Source organism: Corticicoccus populi, from assembly GCF_042686195.1.
In the GTDB taxonomy this organism is placed as follows: domain Bacteria; phylum Bacillota; class Bacilli; order Staphylococcales; family Salinicoccaceae; genus Corticicoccus; species Corticicoccus populi.
Genome location: NZ_JBHUOQ010000001.1, coordinates 155,587 through 175,046, shown reverse-complemented (window position 1 = coordinate 175,046; position 19,460 = coordinate 155,587). Strand labels below are relative to the sequence as shown.

Genomic DNA, 19,460 nt, shown 5'->3' with positions numbered 1-19,460 from the left:
GGATGTGTTTTCAAATATTTAATTGATTTTATCATCTAAAAATACCTACACTTCCTCTATCCCTAGTGCCTTTAATGCTTCTTCCAGCGCATACATGACATGTTCTATCTGAAGTCCGCCCTGCACAAATACTGTGTACGGCGGCTTGATTGGTCCGTCTGCACTGAGTTCGAGTGAGGCGCCTTGAACAAATGTACCTGCAGCCATAATCACGGGATTTTCATATCCCGGCAGTTTGTCAGGGATAGGCAGGAATTTTGAATTCACTGGGCTTGCCTTTTGAATCATCTGACTAAATGTAATCATCTCTTCTTCAGTGTTGAATGATACGCTCTGTATTAAATCCGTACGTTCGTCTGCATAGTGCGGATCGGTCGTCATACCGGCCTTTGACAACACCATACTTGTCAGGAGTGCACCATTAACACTTTCCATAACCGCATGCGGTGCCATAAAGAATCCCTGATACATATCAGTCAGTGCATTCAGGCTTGCCCCCATTTCTTTGCCTATCCCTGGAACAGTGAGCCTGTAGCTGACGCGGGTAATCAGGTCTTTATTTCCTGCGACATAGCCGCCCATTTTACTCAGACCGCCGCCTGGATTTTTAATCAGGCTGCCGGCAATAATATCTGCACCTGCTTCTACCGGCTCTCTGTCTTCAACAAATTCGCCGTAGCAGTTATCCACAAAAATAATAATGTCCGGATATTCAGCCTTGATTTTTTTAATCACCGCTTCTATTTGACCAATCGACACAGAACGCCGCATTGAGTAGCCTCTGGAACGCTGGATCGCAATCATTTTGGTATCGGCAGTCACCGCCGATAGAATCTTTTCTTCATCAAACGCATTTTCTTTTAATGGAATATGACTGTACTTCACACCCATTTCTGCAAGGCTTCCGATGTCATTCTCATCATGTCCGATGACTTTTTCAAGTGTGTCATAAGGTTCGCCTGTAATATAAAGGAGTTCGTCGCCTTTTTTTAAAAGGCTTAAGAGGACCAGACTGATGGCATGTGTGCCAGAAATAATCTGTGTTCTGACCAGTGCATCCTCTGCACCGAAGACGTCTGCGTAGATATCTTCCAGCTTATCTCTCCCTGTATCATCATAGCCGTAGCCGGTGGTACCGTTAAAGTCACTCTCTGTCACACTGTGATGGTTAAATGCGTTCATGACTTTCCTGAAGTTTTTGTAGGCTGTTTTTTTATTATCCTTTATGAATAGATCCAAATCTTCAAGCGATTCCTCAATAATCTGCCTCACGTTACTCATTATCTGTACTCCCTAATATCCGATTTACCCAGTTGCCTTCCGGGCTGTATCCTTTAATTTCATAAACATTATCACTAAGCACTGCTTCCGTCACAATCGTATGCCGCTTAATGTCATATAACTTTTGAGATTCATGTGCTGGAATCCGGCACTGATAGCTGCTGAACGCATCAGTCATAAATGTTTCCAAGCGCCCGAGGAGCACCTGTGTCCCCATATCTTTATTCACAAAATATGAAGGTTCCGAAGGAATAAAGTGCTCACCCGCATTCAAATCCGACTTATTGAAAAAGACTGTCTGCGGAATATCCGCCATATCCAATGACTGCATCAATGATTTGACCGTATCGTAGTGGATACCGATATGCTCAGAATTGTTATCTATCACATGAATTATAAAATCACTGTCTGCCGCTTCCTCTAAAGTCGACTTAAAACTTTCGATTAATGTGGTCGGCAGATTTTGTATAAACCCTACTGTGTCTGAAATAATACATTCAAAGCCCGACGGCAGTTTCAAACGACGTGTTTTGGAATCAAGTGTCGCAAACAATGCATCTTCCTCATACGTATCTGATTTTGCCATCGCATTGAACAGTGATGATTTTCCGGCATTCGTATAACCGATTAATGAAATTTTCGTCACCTGGTTACGCCGCCGTTTCTCTCGGTATCTCGTGCGGTGATTCTCAACCTGCATCAGCTGTTTTTTAATTTCCTTAATTCTTGTCCGGATGTGCCTCCGATCTGTCTCAAGTTTTGTCTCCCCGGGGCCTCTGGTCCCAATCCCTGCACCGAGACGGGATAAATTGATGCCCTGCCCGGAAAGTCTTGGTACTAAATATTCAAGCTGCGCCAGTTCCACCTGAAGTTTACCTGCACGGGATTCTGCACGGAGACTGAATATATCTAAAATCACCTGTGTTCTGTCAATAATCCGTGTATCCAGCAGATCTTCTAAACGTCTGTTCTGACTCGCTGTAATTTCATCATTCACAATCACATAATCAATTTCTTCATACATCATGCAGACTTCTTCTATAAAACCTGTCCCGACGTAACTTTTAGGGTCACGGGAGCTTCTGTTTTGAACATGTGTCCCCATGATTTCTATACCGACAGACTCTGATAAGCTTTTGAGCTCCTGCACTTCGACCTCAATGTCCTTATGGTCTTTTGTATTAACACCGATAATGATGCCTGTATGTTCAAAAGCCATTGAATCACCCTTTACTGTTAATAGTGTCTTTTTATCCTAAAAAATTTAAAAAAACATGTTTATGATTTAAAGTTTAAGTGTAATTAAATTATAACTGAAAAATGTAACCTCGAAAGGAGCACACGCGTATGAAATCACGTTTTTATGATATGACTTTTAATGATGCACACGGCGAACCTTTTGATACAGATTTACTTAGGGATAAAGTCGTTATCATTGTAAATACCGCAAGCGAATGCGGCTTTAGATCCCAGCTTGAGTCCCTTGAACACTTATATCAAAAATATAAAGACGAAGGTCTTGTAATACTCGGTTTCCCGTCCAGTGACTTTAGAAATCAGGAACCTCTCAATTCAAAAGACGCTGAAAGCTGTTACAGAGAGAATCACGGTGTGACATTTCCTATTATGGAAAAGGTCCATGTCAGAGGAAAAGACATTCATCCCCTGTTCAAGGCACTGACAGAAAGCAGAACAGGCTTACTGACAAGCGCAATAAAATGGAACTATACTAAATTCCTGGTTTCCCGTGAAGGGAAAATCATGGACAGATATCCACCTCAGAAAAAACCTGAGCAATTCGAGGAAGATGTCAAAAAAACATTACGTTATACCTGAAAAAGAGCGCCCGCCGGCGCTCTTTTTACTGTTTTACAAACGTGCTGATCGCATGTTTATATATTAAATGGTCTTTATCGTTCACATGGACCTGTACGACATATTTATCAAAGTCTACAATTGTTCCCTTCATCTGAAAACCATTCAATAAGAATACAGTCACCTGACATCCTTCATCTCTGAAATCACTTAAAAATTTGTCCTGTAAGTTAGTGTTCGGCATAATAAACTCCCCTATCTGTATTTTTAAGATATAAATGCCTCAATCGCTTTAAACACTTCTTCACTGTCACTTTCATCTGCATCAAACCACTGTACATCGAGCTGGTTTCTGAAAAATGTCAGCTGACGCTTCGCATACTGCCGTGAATGCTGCTGGATTTTTTCCTTCACATCTTCCAAAGATGCCTCACCTTCAACATAAGGCAGAAACTCCTTATAACCGATGGCTCCCGATGCTGTCACTGACATATCAAACTGATCCTTCAGTGCAGACACCTCATTTTCAAGACCGGCCTCAAACATCGCCGCCACTCTTTCATTAATACGGTTGTACAGCCGTTCACGTTCAGTTGTTAATCCTATTATCAATGTATCATATTTTGTGTCCGGTGTGTAGTTTGTATCCTCTCTTGTACCGTCTGTAAGATGATGTTTCACAAGCATTCTAATTATCCGCTGGCGGTTGTTGATATGCACATTTTCTGCATCCGCCGGAGACAGTGCTTTCAGTTTGTCATAGAGGACTTCAGTATTTTCATTTTCAAATGATTCGGTCAGACGCTGTTTCTCTTCATTATTTTCATCATTAAACTGGTAATCATGGATTAACGCTTTAATGTAATGGCCTGTGCCGCCGACAATAAACGGCACACTGCCCTTTTGGTACATGGTTTCCATCACTGATTCCACCTGATTTTTAAAATCAGATACAGAGAAATTTTCATCCGGCCGTTTAATATCAATCATATGATGCTTAATCCCGGACGCTTCTTCTTCAGTGATTTTCCCGGACAAAATGTCCATCCCTTGATAAATCTGCATAGAATCTCCGCTGATTACCTCAAAGCCGAAATGTGATGCGATGTCGATGGACAGTTTGGTTTTCCCTACTGCTGTCGGACCGATAAGTACAATCACTTTATCTTTAGACATGATCCATCACCCATTCCAGAAGTTTGTTGTAGACCTGCACTCTGTTTTTCTCATTTAAAACTTCATGCCTGGAATCGTCATACAGCTGTACCGTCACAGAGTCAGTGTAACGGATTAACACTTTTGATAAGTGCCGGATATCTCTGCCCATATTCGAAAACGGGTCCCGCTTCCCCCCGATTAAAAGAATCGGTACAGAGCTGTTGTAATGCTTTAAATTTTCATGACGCATCGATTCACTGACATGTTTCATTGTTTCACTGAATGCTTTAATGCTCATTAAATGACCGGCATACGGGTCTTCATTATAACGGATTACATTTTCCTCATCCTGCGACAGCCATCGGTTTTTATGGTCCCCTTTGAACTTCTTATCATAAGGATCAAACGCCATTCCTTGAATGAACGGCGATCGTCTTGACGGTGCAATTTTAGCCATCATATGAAGGAATGCAGATGAAAAGAAATCTGCCACACTGTCTTTATTACCCGTACCGATAATAATTCCGCCGTCATATACATTTCGTTCAAGCAGACGGCGGGCAACAATCGATCCCATCGAGTGACCGAGTATAAACGTCTTCATACCTTCCGGGATATATGACTTTACCACAAGCGCATCATCAATCAGATCATTGAAATCTTCAAAATGGCCCAGAGTCTGCGCGTTTTCACCATGACCGCGGTGATTATGAGTGATGACATATATATCATTCAGGGCAAGCCACGTATTAAACTCATCATAGCGCTCCATATGTTCTGCCATACCGTGCATGACCTGAACTGCCATGACCGGAGATTTTGGTTCAAATATTTTAATATCAATTGTATGAGGTCCACGCTCAGCCTTCTTAAGCGTAATTTTCATGGTCAGCCTCCTTTTTATTTCATAATTCTGTTGAACATCCGCTCAATTTCATAAGTGGTGAGGTGAATAATCACCGGTCTGCCGTGCGGGCATGTATATGGACTGTCACATTCATTCAGTTCTTTTAGTAATGCTTCCATCTGTTCACGGTTTAAATAATGATTCGCTTTAATAGACTGCTTACAGCTCATCATGATGGACAGTTCTTCCCGGTAGTCATTCACTGAGAAATGATTTTTATTTGTAATAAAGTCAATCAAATCCTCGATATCCTGTTCCGGATCACGCGCTTTAATCCAATCCGGGTACCTTGAAATCACGTACTGCTTCATGCCGGATTTCTCGATTTCAAAACCAAGTGCTCTTAAATCCGTCAATTTTTCATCAATCACTATGACGTCATCCAGAGGGAACTCGAACGTATACGGGATTAACAGTGGTACACCTTCCCCGTCCGTATCAATATGACTATAATAATATTCATATTTTATCCGTTCCTGAGCTGCATGCTGGTCCATCAAATACATCCCGGTATCGTTCTGCATAATGATATACGTACCGTGAAGCTGTCCGATAATTTCCAGGTACGGCAGCTTTTCTTTTTTTACAGGTTCCGGCGGCACAGATACTGTACCCGACTCTCTCTGTGCAGTCATCTGCCGCTTCGTCCCTTTCGGGTACTTCACAATCTCTTCTGTTCTTTTTTTATCAAAGATATTTCCGGATTGACTGTCCTCTTTCTGTGAATTACCTCTGTTGTACTCTTCTTTACCCTTCTCAGGCATCTTCAATTCATCGGACTGATATTTCGCACGCTCTTCAGACTGTACCCGTTCACAGCCTTTGTCCCGCGTATCCTCTTTTCTTTCAAAAATACGGTCGAGATCGTTTAATGCCTCATCAAATGGTGACTTCTCCAGATTATTGAAATCAATCACTTCATTTTCAAATTTCTCTTTTTTGGACGGCTTCTGTTCTACATCCGGAATCAACATTTCTTCCCGTAAATATGTTCTGACAGTGTCTTCCACGAGACGATTTAAATCCTGTTCCTTTGAAAAACGGACTTCAATTTTAGACGGGTGGACATTGACATCAACCAGTTTCGGATCCATCGTAATGTTCATCACGACAATCGGATATTTATCTTTCGGCTGCAGCGTATGATAGCCGTTAATAATACTTTGTGACAATTTAAAATTTTTAATATGCCGTCTGTTGACAGCGAGATTGATGTAGTTCCTGTTGCTTCTTGTCTCTTCCGGCCGGACGATGTATCCGTCTATCTTAAAGTCCGGTGTCTCTGCATGGACAGCCACAGCTTTTCTTGCGATATGAAGACCGTAAATATCACTGATTACTTCTTTCAGCCTGCCGTTTCCTTTCGTACGGAGCCTCTCTTTATGGTCAATCGTGAGACGGAATCTGATATCCGGATAATTCAGTGCCATCCTTTGAATGATATCAATGATTTTCCCTGCTTCTGTTCTCAGCGACCGGACATATTTATATCTTGCGGGTGTGTTGTAAAAGAGGTCGCTGATTTTGATATCTGTCCCTTTTCGTTCTTTACCGGGAGTATTGGATACTGTTTTACCGCCCTCAAACTGCATTCTGACAGGGCTCGATTCCATATTCATCGTTTCCAGAGTCACCTTTGCCACAGCACCGATACTCGCCAGTGCCTCTCCTCTGAAACCGAGAGAGCGGAGTTCAAACAAGTCATAGTCGACAGCAATCTTACTTGTCGCATGCCGTTCAAAAACAAGCGGCACATCCTCACGCTGAATACCGTCCCCGTTATCAACAATACGAATTTCCTTCATTCCTGATTCAACTATAAAGACCTCAATCTCCGTCGCATCCGCATCGATTGAATTCTCAACAAGCTCCTTTACGACAGAACTCGGGCGTTCAACCACCTCGCCTGCCGCAATTTTATTTTGAATATGTGGATCAAGAATTTTAATCCTGTTCATCATCAGTCATCCTTAATTAAAGATTTTAGTTCATTCAGTTTTATCATCGCATCCATCGGTGTCATTTGATTTAAGTCCATCTGTCTGAGTGCCTCGCTGACATCATCACGTTTTCCTTCAGTGTCCGGAAGCGGGAACTCAAGCTGTGCAGCTTCTCTTTCCCTGCTGTGGTCCTGAGTGTACGATCCTGCCTCAAGTTCTGCCAGTATATTCTCTGCACGTTTCGTCACTTCTTCCGGCAGTTCAGCAAGCCGTGCGACATGAATGCCGTAACTTTTTTCCACCGCACCGGGCTTCACTTTATGAAGAAATACCAGTCTGCCGTCATACTCCGTTGCCTTTACGTGATAGTTGGATAGACCTGAAAGGACGCTGTCGAGCTTTGTGATCTCATGGTAATGAGTTGAGAATAAAGTTTTCGCACCGATATGATTATGGATGTATTCAAGCATTGCTTCAGCGAGTGCCATTCCGTCATAGGTGGATGTTCCGCGTCCAATTTCGTCAAATATTAACAGGCTGTCCTTTGTTGCGCGCTTCAGTGCATCATTTGCCTCCATCATTTCAATCATGAAGGTTGACTTACCGCTTGATAAGTCATCACTCGCACCGATGCGCGTAAATATCGCATCAAATACCGGCAGTGATGCAGACTGCGCCGGAACATACATGCCGATCTGTGCCATAATACTGATAATCGCAACCTGTCTCATATACGTACTTTTACCGGACATATTCGGTCCGGTAATCAGATAAATAAAGTTCTCATCATCCATTTGAAGATCATTCGGCACATAAGTATTCTCGCCAATGACTTTCTCCACTACCGGATGACGGCCGTCTGTGATATTAAGCATTTCCTGATTAAATACAGGTTCTGTCAAATGATATTCATTCGCCACTGCCGCAAATGATATCAGGCAATCGAGCGTTGAAATCTGTTCCGCTGTTTTCTGCAGCCGGTCGATATGTTGTGTCATTTTTGCCTTTAGTTCATTGAACAGGCGGTATTCGAGAATAATACTTTCGTCCTCTGCACTCAGAATTTTCGTCTCCATTTCTTTTAATTCCGGAGTGATGAAACGTTCTGCATTGGTCAGTGTCTGCTTTCTCTCATACTGATGGGTTTCAGTATCAAAGTTCATCGCATTGACTTTTGAGATTTCAATATAATAGCCGAACACTTTGTTAAAACCAATTTTCAAACTCTTAATACCGGTTTTTTCTCTCTCGCCTTCAATATAGTCATTCAAAAACTGCCGTGCATTCTCCTGTATATATCTTAATTCCTGAAGTTTTTCGTCGTAATCTGATTTAAAGATATTTCCTTCCCTGATATGTTTCGGCGGCGGATCAAGGAGGCTGTCATCAAGCAGCCGGTGAATGTCAGCCAGTGTATCAAAACCTGTAAAAAGCGGCACTTCATTCAGCTGCAGCTCCGTTAACAAACGGTCAACGGCCGGCAGATTATAAAGAGAATCCCTCAGCTGAATCAAATCCTTCGCATCAATATTGCCGAAACTGAGACGTCCGACAAGACGTTCAATATCGTATACCTGATTTAAAAGTGATTTTAAATCTTCACGTTCAATAAAGTGATCAAGCAGAATATTAACCACACTGTGACGCATTTTAATGTCAGTAACACGCATCAGCGGACGCTCAATCCAGCGTCTCAGCTTCCGTTTACCCATCGGTGTTTCTGTTTTATTTAAATACCAGAACAACGAGCCTTTTTCTTTTTTTGTCTGCAGGTTGGTCAACAGTTCAAGATTCGACAGCGCTGCATAATTCAGCTGCATCGATTCATTTAGTTTATGTTTTTTAACAATGCGGAAATGACTGAGGTCTTTCATGTTGTGGCTGTAGATGTAGTTCATTAAAAGATCAATTGCCGAAGCTTCTGTAACGTCGTCCTCGCGCTCTAAATCATAATGTTCTTTTTTTTCATAGATTGTATAAAGCGGCGGATCCTGATACATTTCTTTAATCACTGATTCAGAAGCTTCATCCACCACCATTTCACTCGGCTTGATCCGGGACACTTCACTCGTTAAGTCCGTCATATTTTCGGTGGAAAATGCAAAGATATCCCCGGTTGAGATATCTGAGTAACTGACTGTATACATGCCGTTTTCTTTTACGAGAGATAACAAATAGTTACTTTGCCCGTCGTCCATACCGAAATCATCAATCAGTGTCCCCGGCGTGATGATTCTGACCACTTCACGCTTTACCATACCCTTCACTTCACGCGGATTTTCCATCTGCTCACATATGGCTACTTTAAAACCTTCATTAATTAACTTTTCTATATAACCTTTTGCCGAATGATACGGTACACCGCACATCGGAATCGGATCCTTCTTCTTATCACGTGACGTCAGCGTAATTTCAAGCGTCTTACTCGCCGTCACTGCATCTTCAAAAAATAATTCATAAAAATCGCCCAGCCTGAAAAATAAAAGCGCATCCGGATGCTGGTCTTTTATACTTAAATATTGTTTCATCATCGGTGTGGCAGTACTCGCCATAATAACACTTCCAAACAGTAGTTTTTATCACATTAATTATATCATGTTTCGGTATATTTCTGCCGGCCGGAGACTGTAGATGATGGATTAATTCGTGATAAATAACACGTTAAGATGCGGGCGGGCAATATCATAATCCGATAGAACGGCACCTGACGGTCGCATCGTTTGGACACTGTCTGTCAGTAACACTTCTATTTTTCTGATCTTAAACACTGAATCCATAAAAAAAATCTCCCACAGGTACCGTCTACCTGCGGGAGATACTACTTAGAGGGTGAACTTTATCCTATCCCCTAATTTTTCAAATTAAAAATATTCTTACCGATATCCCAATAAGGATAAGAATCACTATCAATATTAAGAAACCTTTCCAACCTAAATGGCTCGACAATTCAAAAATAATACCTTGCTTTTCTTTATTAAATGCATCTCCTGCATTGCCTGTTGGATTACCCTTACGCTCCTCATCTACTAATCTATCTCTTTCATTTTCATATTGATTTTTCTTTATACTAATGGAAACCACCTCCTGAAAAGGAATGTGCTTTTGAATAATTCACCATTTTTAGATTATATAAGCATATAATTCATTTACCTCAAACAAGAAATCATTAAACTAAATTAATTATTCCTAAAAGCCTCAAACAGATTTCTTTTTTCAAGCTGGGACAACATCAGCCATGATACTGCCGCACCGATTAAACTGCTTACTATAAATGCGGGTGCCAGTACCCAGAAGAATCCAGTATCAAGTCCGAGCACCATAATCAGCGGATAAGTGGCAAGAGATCCGAAAATACCGGTTCCAATGACTTCCCCTGCTGCTGCGAAATTTAATTTCTTAAACTTCCGGTACATCAGCCATGCAATAAGTGCACCGACCATACTTCCGGGATAAGCAAACGGTGTGCCTGTCCCCATCATAATCCTGATTGTCGAAGAAATAAATGCCTGAACTATTACCCATGGTCCGGTCAACACTGCACCGATAACATTAATTAAATGCTGGACCGGCGCTGCTCTTATCGGCCCAAGCGGTATCGTAATCAATGTTCCAAGTACGACATTCACAGCTACCATTACTCCTGTTAATGATATATTCCGGGTCATTCTTTTATTATTATCTTCCATTTTGATGTCCTCCTTGTATAAATTAAAAAATCTCTCTGTCTATTAAAAAAACCGCACACATCAAATAGTGTACGGCTCCGGTATATAATTATTCGTTTTCTTCTTTATCCTGGTTCGGCATATTTCTCATCGCGGCACCTGTCTCACCGACCAGTAAATTTCCGCCTGTTGAAGTGATGATTTCGTCAGTAACTGTTTTACTGATGGCATGTGACACCATTTGAAGCAGTTCATTCACCTGTCCCTGTGCATCTTTAAACTGGTCGACAATCGGCATGCCATCAAGTTCAGCTTCAACTTTCTTGATTTTCTCTTCAGTCATCTGGTAGGCGCGTTCCTTGCCGTAGCTTTGGAAGTTCACTGCCTGTTTCTGAAGACTTTTCAAGCTTGCCATTTTTTCTCTGACATCTTGATTCTCATGAATCTTTGCTTCTGCTTTCTTGAAGAACTCAACCTGTTCAGTTGCTGCCATCATTTTACCCAGATTCTTCGCCTCAGCAACAATATCTTTTTTACTGTACATTATGCTTCCACCTTTTCATGTTCAATCACTTCAACAAATTCACCCATTAATGAATAATTCATCGCTTCGGTCACTTTAACTTTAACGATTTTTCCAATCACTTCATCGCCAGGTGATGTGAAATTGACGAGTTTCATTTTATCTGTATAGCCTGCATATATATCATCACGTTTTTTACTCGGTCCTTCACAAAGCACTTCCACCACTTCACCTTCAAATTTTTGAAGGGTATCTCTCGTATAGTGTGTCACCATACGGTTTAAGCGGTGCAGACGGTCTTTTTTGTCCTGATCACTGACATTGTCTTCCATGCGTGCAGCAGGTGTACCTTCTCTCGGCGAGTAAATATACGTATACGCATGTTCAAAACCGACTTCCTGGTATAAAGACATCGTATCCTGAAACTGTTCTTCTGTCTCATTCGGATAACCGACGATAATATCTGTCGTCAATGCGACATCCGGCATTGCTGTTCTGATTTTATGAACGAGTTCAAGATATTCTTCTCTTGTATATTTACGTCCCATAATCTTAAGCACTGCATTGTTTCCGGACTGTACCGGAAGATGAATATGCGGCATTAAGTTACCGCCTGTTGCGAGTACTTCAATCAGGTTATCAGTGAAATCCCACGGGTGGCTCGTTGTAAAACGGACACGCGGCATATCGGTCTCTGAAACAGCACGCATTAAATCACCGAGATCATAATCGAGGTCAAGATCCTTACCATAGGAATTGACATTCTGTCCGAGCAGTGTCACTTCCTGGTATCCTCTAGCCGCAAGGTCACGCACTTCTTCCAGAATATCTTCCGGCAGACGGCTTCTCTCCTTACCACGCGTAAACGGAACGATACAGTATGTACAGAATTTATCACAACCGTACATAATGTTGACCCATGCTTTCGTACCGCCTTCACGGACTTTCGGCAGATTCTCAATGACATCGCCCTCTTTGGACCACACTTCAATCACTTTCTCTTTGGACATGTAAGCTTCATCCAGGATATTCGGGAGTCTGTGAATATTGTGTGTACCAAAAATAATGTCTACATTCTGGTAGGACTTCAATATTTTATTCACAACCGCTTCTTCCTGAGCCATACACCCGCAGACACCGATAAGCACTTCAGGGTTGTTCTGCTTTACGTGCTTTAAATTACCAATTTCACCAAACACTTTATTTTCAGCGTTTTCACGGATTGCGCATGTGTTCAATAAAATCACATCCGCATCTTCAGTGTTATCAGTCGCCTCATAACCGAGCGCTGTGAAAATCCCAGCCATAACTTCAGTATCATGCATATTCATCTGGCAGCCGTACGTACGGATATAGAACTTCCGTTCTTTTCCGAGATTTCTAAAACGTTCTTCTATTTTAAAATCAGAGATATAATCCACTTCAGTTTTCCCGCGTTTACGCGCATCTCTCAAATTCGGCGGCTGATAAACATGCTGGAAATACTGACTGTAATCTTTCTCTTCCTTCTTTTGTGAGACTTTAGACGCGTCACGTCTCTGCTCTTCATTCATGTAAAAACCCCATTTATCTACTTGAAATATCTTTACCAATTATATCGGTTTTCAATTGAAAATAAAAGGCTTATCGCTTATTGTCTTCTAGCGTGCATCAATAGTGTCAAATAATTGTAATATATCCCCTGATAAGTACGCAAAGACAATCACAGCACACATATATACAATGAAGAAACTGTCAAACCTTGAAAAGAACGTTCTATGATAATACGTTCTCGGACCGTCATTAAACTGCTTCGATTCCATCGCGATACCAAGTCTGTAGGCACGCCTGATACTTTGCGACAAAAGTGTAATCACAGTGGTAATAAAGCCCTTGAAGCCTGAAATATGCCGCCTGTGAATGAGCGGTTTTCTGACCTTTCTGACCCGTCTTAACATCATGTACTCACCCGCAATAATCGGCACCATACGGACGGCCGCCATAAACGAATAGGCAAACTTCGGCTTTAATTTCAGCTGGATCATTAAACTGTAGAAAATATCTGTAATTTTCGTCGTGAAAATGATGAGTGCACCGAAAAACGACAGTGCCAGCCCGCGCATCATAACGTGAAGTCCGCGCGTGACACTTTCTTCTGTCACATGAATTAAACCGAATCTGAAGAGTGTCGTTGTCCCCTCACCATACAAAATCATATACATGCTCGAAAAGAAGCCGAAAATCAGCACAACAATCACAAAACCGGCTAAATACCGGTATTTCACACCCGACAGTCCAATCAGTGTCAGCAGAACGAAAAGAGTCAGATAGAAGAGTGTATTTGGATTGTGGGTAAAGACAACAAGGATAAACAGCATCACAGAGGCTGTTATTTTTGTGATGGGATTGACTCTGTCAATAAACGTCATTCTCCCTTTAATCACATCAAGCATCTGTACCGCCTCCTTCATGTTCATAAAGTCTGCCGTCTGAGATTAAAAGACGCCGCATCGGATATCTCTTTTTAATTTCTTCATCATGCGTAATCATAATAATCGTCGTTCCATTTTGTACCAGACGGTGAAACATTTCTATGAAACGGAAGGTGAGTTTCTGATCCAGACCGAAAGTCGGTTCATCCAAAATAATTATCTCAGGTACACCGCCTGCAGCAGTTGCCACAGACAGACGCCTTTTCTGGCCTGTTGAAATTTCAAGCGGATGCAGGTGACTGACATGATCCAGATGCATATCCTTTAAAAGTTCAGTCGTCTTTTGACGGGCGACATCCCTGTCATCATGCATCTCAAGGTTGATAAAAATCTCATCGAACACTTTATTCGTAATAAACTGAAGCTCGGGGTTTTGAAACACAGGATACATGAAGCCGGAAATGTCTTTTGTCTTTTTAATCCGTTTACCGCCTGCTGTAACTTCACCCCGGGACTTGATTAATTTCATAAGGGCAAGAAGGAGACTGGTTTTCCCTGTCCCGTTCTCGCCTTCTAAAGTGAGCCATTCACCTTTATAGATATTTAAATTGTCAATGTGCAAAAGTGTGTTTCCAGTACGGGATACAGTCATATCTCGTACGTTTAAAAGTACGTCTCCACTGCGTTCAAAGAGCGGGAATTCCGGTGCATGACGCCATGAGGCCGGATGCCATACACCATACTCAAACAGTAATTCCAAATGGTTTTCAAATACATCCTTCGGGGTGCTGTCCACAATCAGTTCACCCTGTCCGTTCATTAATATGACACGGTCGACTTTATCCCATATATGATCCACCCGGTGTTCAACAATCACTACTGTCTTCTCTTCCCAGACATTCTGCACCGTTTCCCACAATGATTTCACCGATGATTCATCGAGCATACTGGTCGGTTCATCCAGCATCAGTGTACTGCTGTCCTGCAGGAGGCAGGATGCGATCGCAAGTTTTTGTTTCTGGCCGCCTGACAGGCTGTTGACTGTACGGTCTAAAATCATTCCGAGGCCGACCTTCTTGAGTGCCTCTGTCATCAGCGGGAGCATATCTTCTTTTTTGACCTGCCTGTTCTCAAGCACAAATGCAAGCTCCTCCGCCACCGACGGCATCGTAAACTGTGAATCCGGGTCCTGAAAAACATATGCCGCTTCTGCTGCATTCAACACATCCGCTTTAAGTGGTATATCTACAGTGCGCGGAATAATTCCGCCGAGCACATTCAAAAGCGTGCTTTTCCCGGACCCCGAGGGGCCGAGGAGCAGTACTTTCTCTCCGTCTTCAATTGAAATACTTAAATCCGTAAACTGCCGTGAGTCTGCTTCAGGGAATTTCAAACGTAAATTTCTAACTTCAACAGTCACGGTCTACAACCCTTCATAATCCTTGTCACTCCGTCTGCCGACGAGTTTAATTACGCCGGTTTTACTGAGCGCCTGATAAATTAAATGTGCGAGTACCCCCGCAATCAGTGCTGCACTTAAAAGTCTCAGTGAAAATAACAGCACCACATTCCATGTTTCCAAGTGACCGAGGTAACCGTAATACCAGTCAATCGGTATTGTAATGAGACCTGCTGCAACACCTGCTGTCACTGCTGTCAGCATAGATGCAGACTGATACTTGACAAGGAGGAAGATCACTTCACATGCAAGTCCCTGTAAGAGCGCATAAACAATCAGTACAGTATCAAACTGCAGAAGTACAATCGTCTCTCCTGCACCTGCTGCAAATTCCGCGAGAAGCGCAACACCCGGCTTTCTGATAATTAAATATGCAACGACCGCTGCGATAAACCACATGCCGTAAACCAGTTCATTTAAATGTAGACCGAGCGGCTGAAGGGCGGTATACACCGCACCCCACACCGAATAAATCACTGCGAAAACCAAACCGATTACAACTGTGATTAACACATCAGTTAATGTTAATCCTCTTCTTTGAGTCAATATAAACACTCCTTAACTATATTTTCCCAAATAAAAAACACACCGCGGGCGGTGTGCATATTATCATCTACAATTAATATGCCACTTCCCTACGCTAGTATCATCTAGATCAGGTAATAAGGGTAACTCTCAGTCCTTTCGGACACCCCCAGTGGTTGTGTTAATTATTCAGTTATATACAGCATAATACATCAGAAGGGATTTGTGAAGTTAATTCCCGTTAATCATATCGTAATAACGGCCCTGTTTTTCAATCAGTTCCCGCTCAGTGCCGCTTTCAAGCATTTCGCCGTGCTCAAGCACAAATATTCTGTCCACGGCTTTAATCGTATTCAGCCTGTGCGCAATAATAATACTGGTTCTGTCTTTCATCAGACGTTCAAGTGCTTCCTGAATTTTCAGTTCCGTCACTGTATCAATACTCGATGTCGCTTCATCCAAAAGCAGTATGGCGGGATCTGTAATCAACGCGCGGGCAATGGAAATCAGCTGCTTCTGCCCCTGGGAAATGAACCCTTCATCCAGTTCAAGTACCGTATCATAGCCTGATTCAAGTTGCATAATAAAGTCATGCGCATTCGCAGCCTCTGCCGCCGCTCTGACTTCTTCATCTGTCGCATCGAGCTTTCCGTAACGAATGTTTTCTTTAATCGATGCCTCAAACAAATACGGATCCTGCAGCACAAATGCTGTCTGTGAACGAATATTACTTCTCACATAGTCTTTAATGTTCACACCATCCACCATCACTTCGCCCCTGTCCACTTCATAAAAGCGTGACAAAAGCTGCATAATCGTAGTTTTTCCGGCACCTGTTGCACCAATCAGTGCCACTGATTCTCCCGGCGCAATCGAAAATGACAAATCTTTAATTGTCGGCTTCATCTGGTCCTTCTCATATGAAAATGACACATTCTTAAAGTCAATCTTCCCATCAATGACTTTATCCGCCGCTGATCCGGAATCATCTTCCGCCTCGGTATCGATAATGCCGAATACCCGTTCCGCACCGGCAAGTGCCGACAGCACCTGGTTAAACTGGTTGGAAAGGTCAGCAAGCGGCCGGGTGAACTGTCTCGCAAATTCTGCGAAGATCACAATCGTTCCAATCGTAATCACACCATCGGAATAAATGGCCAATAACCCGCCGGCACCCGCGACAATTGTGAAACTGATGTTGTTCAGCATGTTCATAATTTTAGGGATAAACCCTGAATATAAAAACGCCCAGAACGTCACATGCTGCAGGTTTTTGGCACGTTCTTCAAAATTATCGACCGCACGCTGTTCCTGCGAGAACACTTTCACAATTTCCTGGCCGGAGACAATCTCTTCAATATATCCGTTCAGTTCGCCGGTTCGTTTCTGACGCATTTTATAAAGCGGTCCGGTTCTTCTCGTCACATAAGTGACACCGAAAATCAGAATCGGAATGATTGTCAGTGTCATTAAAGTCAACAACGGGCTCAAATAAATCATGACACTGACCGTACCGATTAGAGTCACAACACTCGTTGTAAACTGTATGAATGATGAGTTCATTGTCTGTGAAATGGTTTCAATATCATTGGTCATTCGGCTCATCAATTCACCATGCTGCAGCTTGTCAAAGAATGTTACAGGCAGTGTCTGCATGTGGGAGAATAGACGTGCTCTTAAGTTAAATACTGTTCTTTGTGCGAGACCGACCATTAAGTATGCTGCGGCAAATTGTGTCGCTGATAAAAACACATAAGTGAATAACAGAATCATCAGTATCCTGAAAAGGCCATTGAACTCCCCGGCAATTAAATAATTATCCACTACGTAACCGACAAGAAACGGCCCCGTAATACTGAGGATACTGGTAATAATGACCAAGAATATTATGAAATAAAGAAGCTTTCTCTCTCCTCTCATAAATATCCATAAACGTTTCAGAGTGCCCCAGATATCATTGACCTTCTCATCTTCCCTGCGTTTTTTCCGCCCGAGTGATTCTTTGTCCAGAAGAGGTTCGTAGCCGAAAGGCCTGCGTATTTTTTCATTCATCTATATGACCCCCTTCTGTCTGTGACGCATAAATTTTCTGATATAAACCAGATGAATTTAACAGTTCACTGTGCGTACCGACAGCACTGATTTCACCGTCTTCAAGCAGCAGTACCCGGTCTGCTGACTCTGCTGTCACCATCTTCTGTGTGATGACAATCCGTGTGGCATTCTCATCCTTTAATGCATCCCATAATGCAGATTCAGTTTTAATATCGAGTGCTGAAGTACTGTCATCGAGAATTAACACCGACGGCCGTCTCACAAGTGCACGGGCAATCGACAGACGCTGCTTCTGACCGCCTGAAAGTGTGACTCCGCGCTGGCCGACGAGCGTTTTATATTCATGATCGAAATCTTTAATCGAGTCATGAATCTGCGCTTTTTTCGTGGATGTAAATATCTGTTCCTGCCCCGCTTCATCATCCCCCCACTGCAGATTCTCATATATACTTCCGGAAAAAAGAATCGCAGACTGTGGCACATAACCGATGGTCTCTCGCAGATCTTCTTCATTCCAGTCTTTCACGTTAATATCATTAACATAAACGTTCCCTTTCGTTGCATCATACATTCTTGGAATCATGCTGATTAATGTACTTTTACCGGACCCTGTTCCACCCATGATGACAAGCTTTTCATTTTCTTTCACTTCAAATGAAATATCTTTCAGCACCATACGTGTCGATCCCGGATATCTGAAGGACACATTTTCAAAACGGACAGTCCCGGCTGCATCCTGTTTTTCAATTGAATTGTTGTTGTTCTCTGCCACCGGTGCCTCAAGCACTTCATTCATACGCTCGGCACTTGCTTTTGAACGGCTGAATGCGATGATGATGAATGCAAACATTGAAAAACCGCCCTGCATACGAAGACCGTAGTTGATGATGGCCACCACTTCACCAATCTGGACATTATTTGATGTCAGTAAATCCGAAGACGCCCAGATGACAAGCAGCAGACTGCCGTTCATAATCAAAAGCAGTACAGGCAGAATGGATTCCATCAGTCTCAGTCCATATACTGTATCATCCCGGAGTCTCCCTGCGACTTTATTGAATTTACTGTTCTCAAAACCGCCACGGTCATTGGCTTTAATCAAACGGACGGCTTCTAAGTTCTGCTGGATGAAGCGGTTCAGTTTGTCGAGCCGTTTTTGAACACCGAGGAAAATGGAAGCTCCTTTTTTTGCTGCGATATATAAGTAAATTAACAAAAGTGGTGTCAGCATCGCCAGATACATACCGAGTGTCGGATTGACAACAAAAGACATAACCAGGGATCCGATGACAAGAAGCGGTGCCCTTAGAACAATACGGAGTGACATATACAAAAGCATTTCTGTCTGCAGCACATCCTGAGTCAGCCGTGTTATAAGACTTGAAGTTGGAAATTTTGACAGTGTTTTTAGTGTAAATCCCTGTATTCTTTTAAATAAAGCCATCCTCAAATTGTAGCTGAAGCCGTTGGCTGCAGCACTTGCGAAATAGGAATTAATAATACCGGATACAAATGAGATGACACTTAAACCAAACATGATGAGTAAGTAAATCCACACCACATCCAGCTGTTCAGCCACTATCCCGTCGTCGATGACTTTTGAAATGAAAAACGGCTGCAGTAACTCTACAGCAAGTTCAACCAGCATAAATATGACTGCGACGACAATCAGCCACTTAAATTTCCAAGCGTAACGATAAATTTTCAGCACTTACGAACAG

The 19,460-nt window shown here is 42.4% G+C and carries 18 protein-coding genes and 1 riboswitch; of the genes, 1 reads left to right on the top strand and 17 read right to left on the bottom strand.

What is annotated here, in order from left to right:
* Nucleotides 1-45: 45 nt before the first annotated feature.
* Together ACFSX4_RS00995 and hflX are read right to left on the bottom strand one after the other, a co-directional pair.
* Nucleotides 46-1,281, bottom strand: coding sequence for a methionine gamma-lyase family protein (locus ACFSX4_RS00995; RefSeq protein ID WP_377770653.1), 1,236 nt, complete (start codon nucleotides 1,279-1,281; stop codon nucleotides 46-48).
* On the bottom strand, nucleotides 1,274-2,500 hold the full coding sequence (gene hflX, locus ACFSX4_RS00990; protein ID WP_377770651.1) for a GTPase HflX: 1,227 nt from the start codon (nucleotides 2,498-2,500) through the stop codon (nucleotides 1,274-1,276). Before hflX ends, ACFSX4_RS00995 begins: the two co-directional genes overlap by 8 nt.
* 128 nt (nucleotides 2,501-2,628) lie before the next feature.
* On the opposite strand from hflX, the gene ACFSX4_RS00985 reads away from it, so the two are divergent.
* Nucleotides 2,629-3,117 carry a glutathione peroxidase gene (locus ACFSX4_RS00985; protein WP_377770649.1) on the top strand — a complete coding sequence of 163 codons (489 nt, stop codon included), beginning with the start codon at nucleotides 2,629-2,631 and terminating at the stop codon, nucleotides 3,115-3,117.
* Between the two features lie 25 nt (nucleotides 3,118-3,142).
* On the opposite strand, the gene hfq is transcribed toward ACFSX4_RS00985, so the two are convergent.
* The 15 genes from hfq to ACFSX4_RS00910 all read right to left on the bottom strand — a co-directional run bounded on the left by hfq (nucleotide 3,143) and on the right by ACFSX4_RS00910 (nucleotide 19,450).
* Nucleotides 3,143-3,343, bottom strand: a complete 201-nt coding sequence (hfq, locus tag ACFSX4_RS00980; protein ID WP_377773399.1) for an RNA chaperone Hfq — start codon at nucleotides 3,341-3,343, stop codon at nucleotides 3,143-3,145.
* Nucleotides 3,344-3,363: 20 nt separating this feature from the next.
* On the bottom strand, nucleotides 3,364-4,272 hold the full coding sequence (miaA, locus tag ACFSX4_RS00975; RefSeq protein ID WP_377770647.1) for a tRNA (adenosine(37)-N6)-dimethylallyltransferase MiaA: 909 nt from the start codon (nucleotides 4,270-4,272) through the stop codon (nucleotides 3,364-3,366).
* Entirely contained in the window at nucleotides 4,265-5,140 is an 876-nt protein-coding gene (locus ACFSX4_RS00970) for an alpha/beta fold hydrolase (RefSeq protein ID WP_377770645.1), read from the bottom strand. Before ACFSX4_RS00970 ends, miaA begins: the two co-directional genes overlap by 8 nt.
* 14 nt (nucleotides 5,141-5,154) lie before the next feature.
* The gene (gene mutL, locus ACFSX4_RS00965) at nucleotides 5,155-7,119 is read right to left on the bottom strand and encodes a DNA mismatch repair endonuclease MutL (protein WP_377770643.1); all 1,965 of its coding nucleotides are present in this window, start codon (nucleotides 7,117-7,119) and stop codon (nucleotides 5,155-5,157) included.
* 2 nt (nucleotides 7,120-7,121) lie between these two features.
* Nucleotides 7,122-9,653: a DNA mismatch repair protein MutS gene (mutS, locus tag ACFSX4_RS00960; protein ID WP_377770641.1), complete on the bottom strand. Its 2,532-nt coding sequence runs from the start codon at nucleotides 9,651-9,653 to the stop codon at nucleotides 7,122-7,124.
* Between the two features lie 87 nt (nucleotides 9,654-9,740).
* Entirely contained in the window at nucleotides 9,741-9,878 is a 138-nt protein-coding gene (locus ACFSX4_RS00955; protein ID WP_377770639.1) for a hypothetical protein, read from the bottom strand.
* A 79-nt stretch (nucleotides 9,879-9,957) separates the two neighbouring features.
* Nucleotides 9,958-10,182, bottom strand: coding sequence for a DUF6366 family protein (locus ACFSX4_RS00950; protein ID WP_377770637.1), 225 nt, complete (start codon nucleotides 10,180-10,182; stop codon nucleotides 9,958-9,960).
* Between the two features lie 95 nt (nucleotides 10,183-10,277).
* On the bottom strand, nucleotides 10,278-10,787 hold the full coding sequence (thiW, locus tag ACFSX4_RS00945; RefSeq protein ID WP_377770635.1) for an energy coupling factor transporter S component ThiW: 510 nt from the start codon (nucleotides 10,785-10,787) through the stop codon (nucleotides 10,278-10,280).
* An 88-nt stretch (nucleotides 10,788-10,875) separates the two neighbouring features.
* Nucleotides 10,876-11,310 carry a RicAFT regulatory complex protein RicA family protein gene (locus ACFSX4_RS00940; RefSeq protein WP_377770633.1) on the bottom strand — a complete coding sequence of 145 codons (435 nt, stop codon included), beginning with the start codon at nucleotides 11,308-11,310 and terminating at the stop codon, nucleotides 10,876-10,878.
* Entirely contained in the window at nucleotides 11,310-12,842 is a 1,533-nt protein-coding gene (gene miaB / locus ACFSX4_RS00935) for a tRNA (N6-isopentenyl adenosine(37)-C2)-methylthiotransferase MiaB (protein WP_377770631.1), read from the bottom strand. The genes ACFSX4_RS00940 and miaB overlap by 1 nt, the downstream gene beginning before the upstream one ends.
* A gap of 87 nt (nucleotides 12,843-12,929) precedes the next feature.
* Nucleotides 12,930-13,721, bottom strand: coding sequence for an energy-coupling factor transporter transmembrane component T family protein (locus ACFSX4_RS00930; protein ID WP_377770629.1), 792 nt, complete (start codon nucleotides 13,719-13,721; stop codon nucleotides 12,930-12,932).
* Nucleotides 13,714-15,120, bottom strand: a complete 1,407-nt coding sequence (locus tag ACFSX4_RS00925; RefSeq protein WP_377770627.1) for an ABC transporter ATP-binding protein — start codon at nucleotides 15,118-15,120, stop codon at nucleotides 13,714-13,716. Before ACFSX4_RS00925 ends, ACFSX4_RS00930 begins: the two co-directional genes overlap by 8 nt.
* Nucleotides 15,121-15,123: 3 nt before the next feature.
* Nucleotides 15,124-15,705 carry an ECF transporter S component gene (locus tag ACFSX4_RS00920; RefSeq protein WP_377770625.1) on the bottom strand — a complete coding sequence of 194 codons (582 nt, stop codon included), beginning with the start codon at nucleotides 15,703-15,705 and terminating at the stop codon, nucleotides 15,124-15,126.
* 69 nt (nucleotides 15,706-15,774) lie between these two features.
* Nucleotides 15,775-15,865, bottom strand: a riboswitch (TPP riboswitch).
* A 50-nt stretch (nucleotides 15,866-15,915) separates the two neighbouring features.
* Entirely contained in the window at nucleotides 15,916-17,736 is a 1,821-nt protein-coding gene (locus ACFSX4_RS00915; protein WP_377770623.1) for an ABC transporter ATP-binding protein, read from the bottom strand.
* Nucleotides 17,729-19,450, bottom strand: coding sequence for an ABC transporter ATP-binding protein (locus tag ACFSX4_RS00910; RefSeq protein WP_377770621.1), 1,722 nt, complete (start codon nucleotides 19,448-19,450; stop codon nucleotides 17,729-17,731). The genes ACFSX4_RS00915 and ACFSX4_RS00910 overlap by 8 nt, the downstream gene beginning before the upstream one ends.
* Nucleotides 19,451-19,460: the final 10 nt, after the last annotated feature.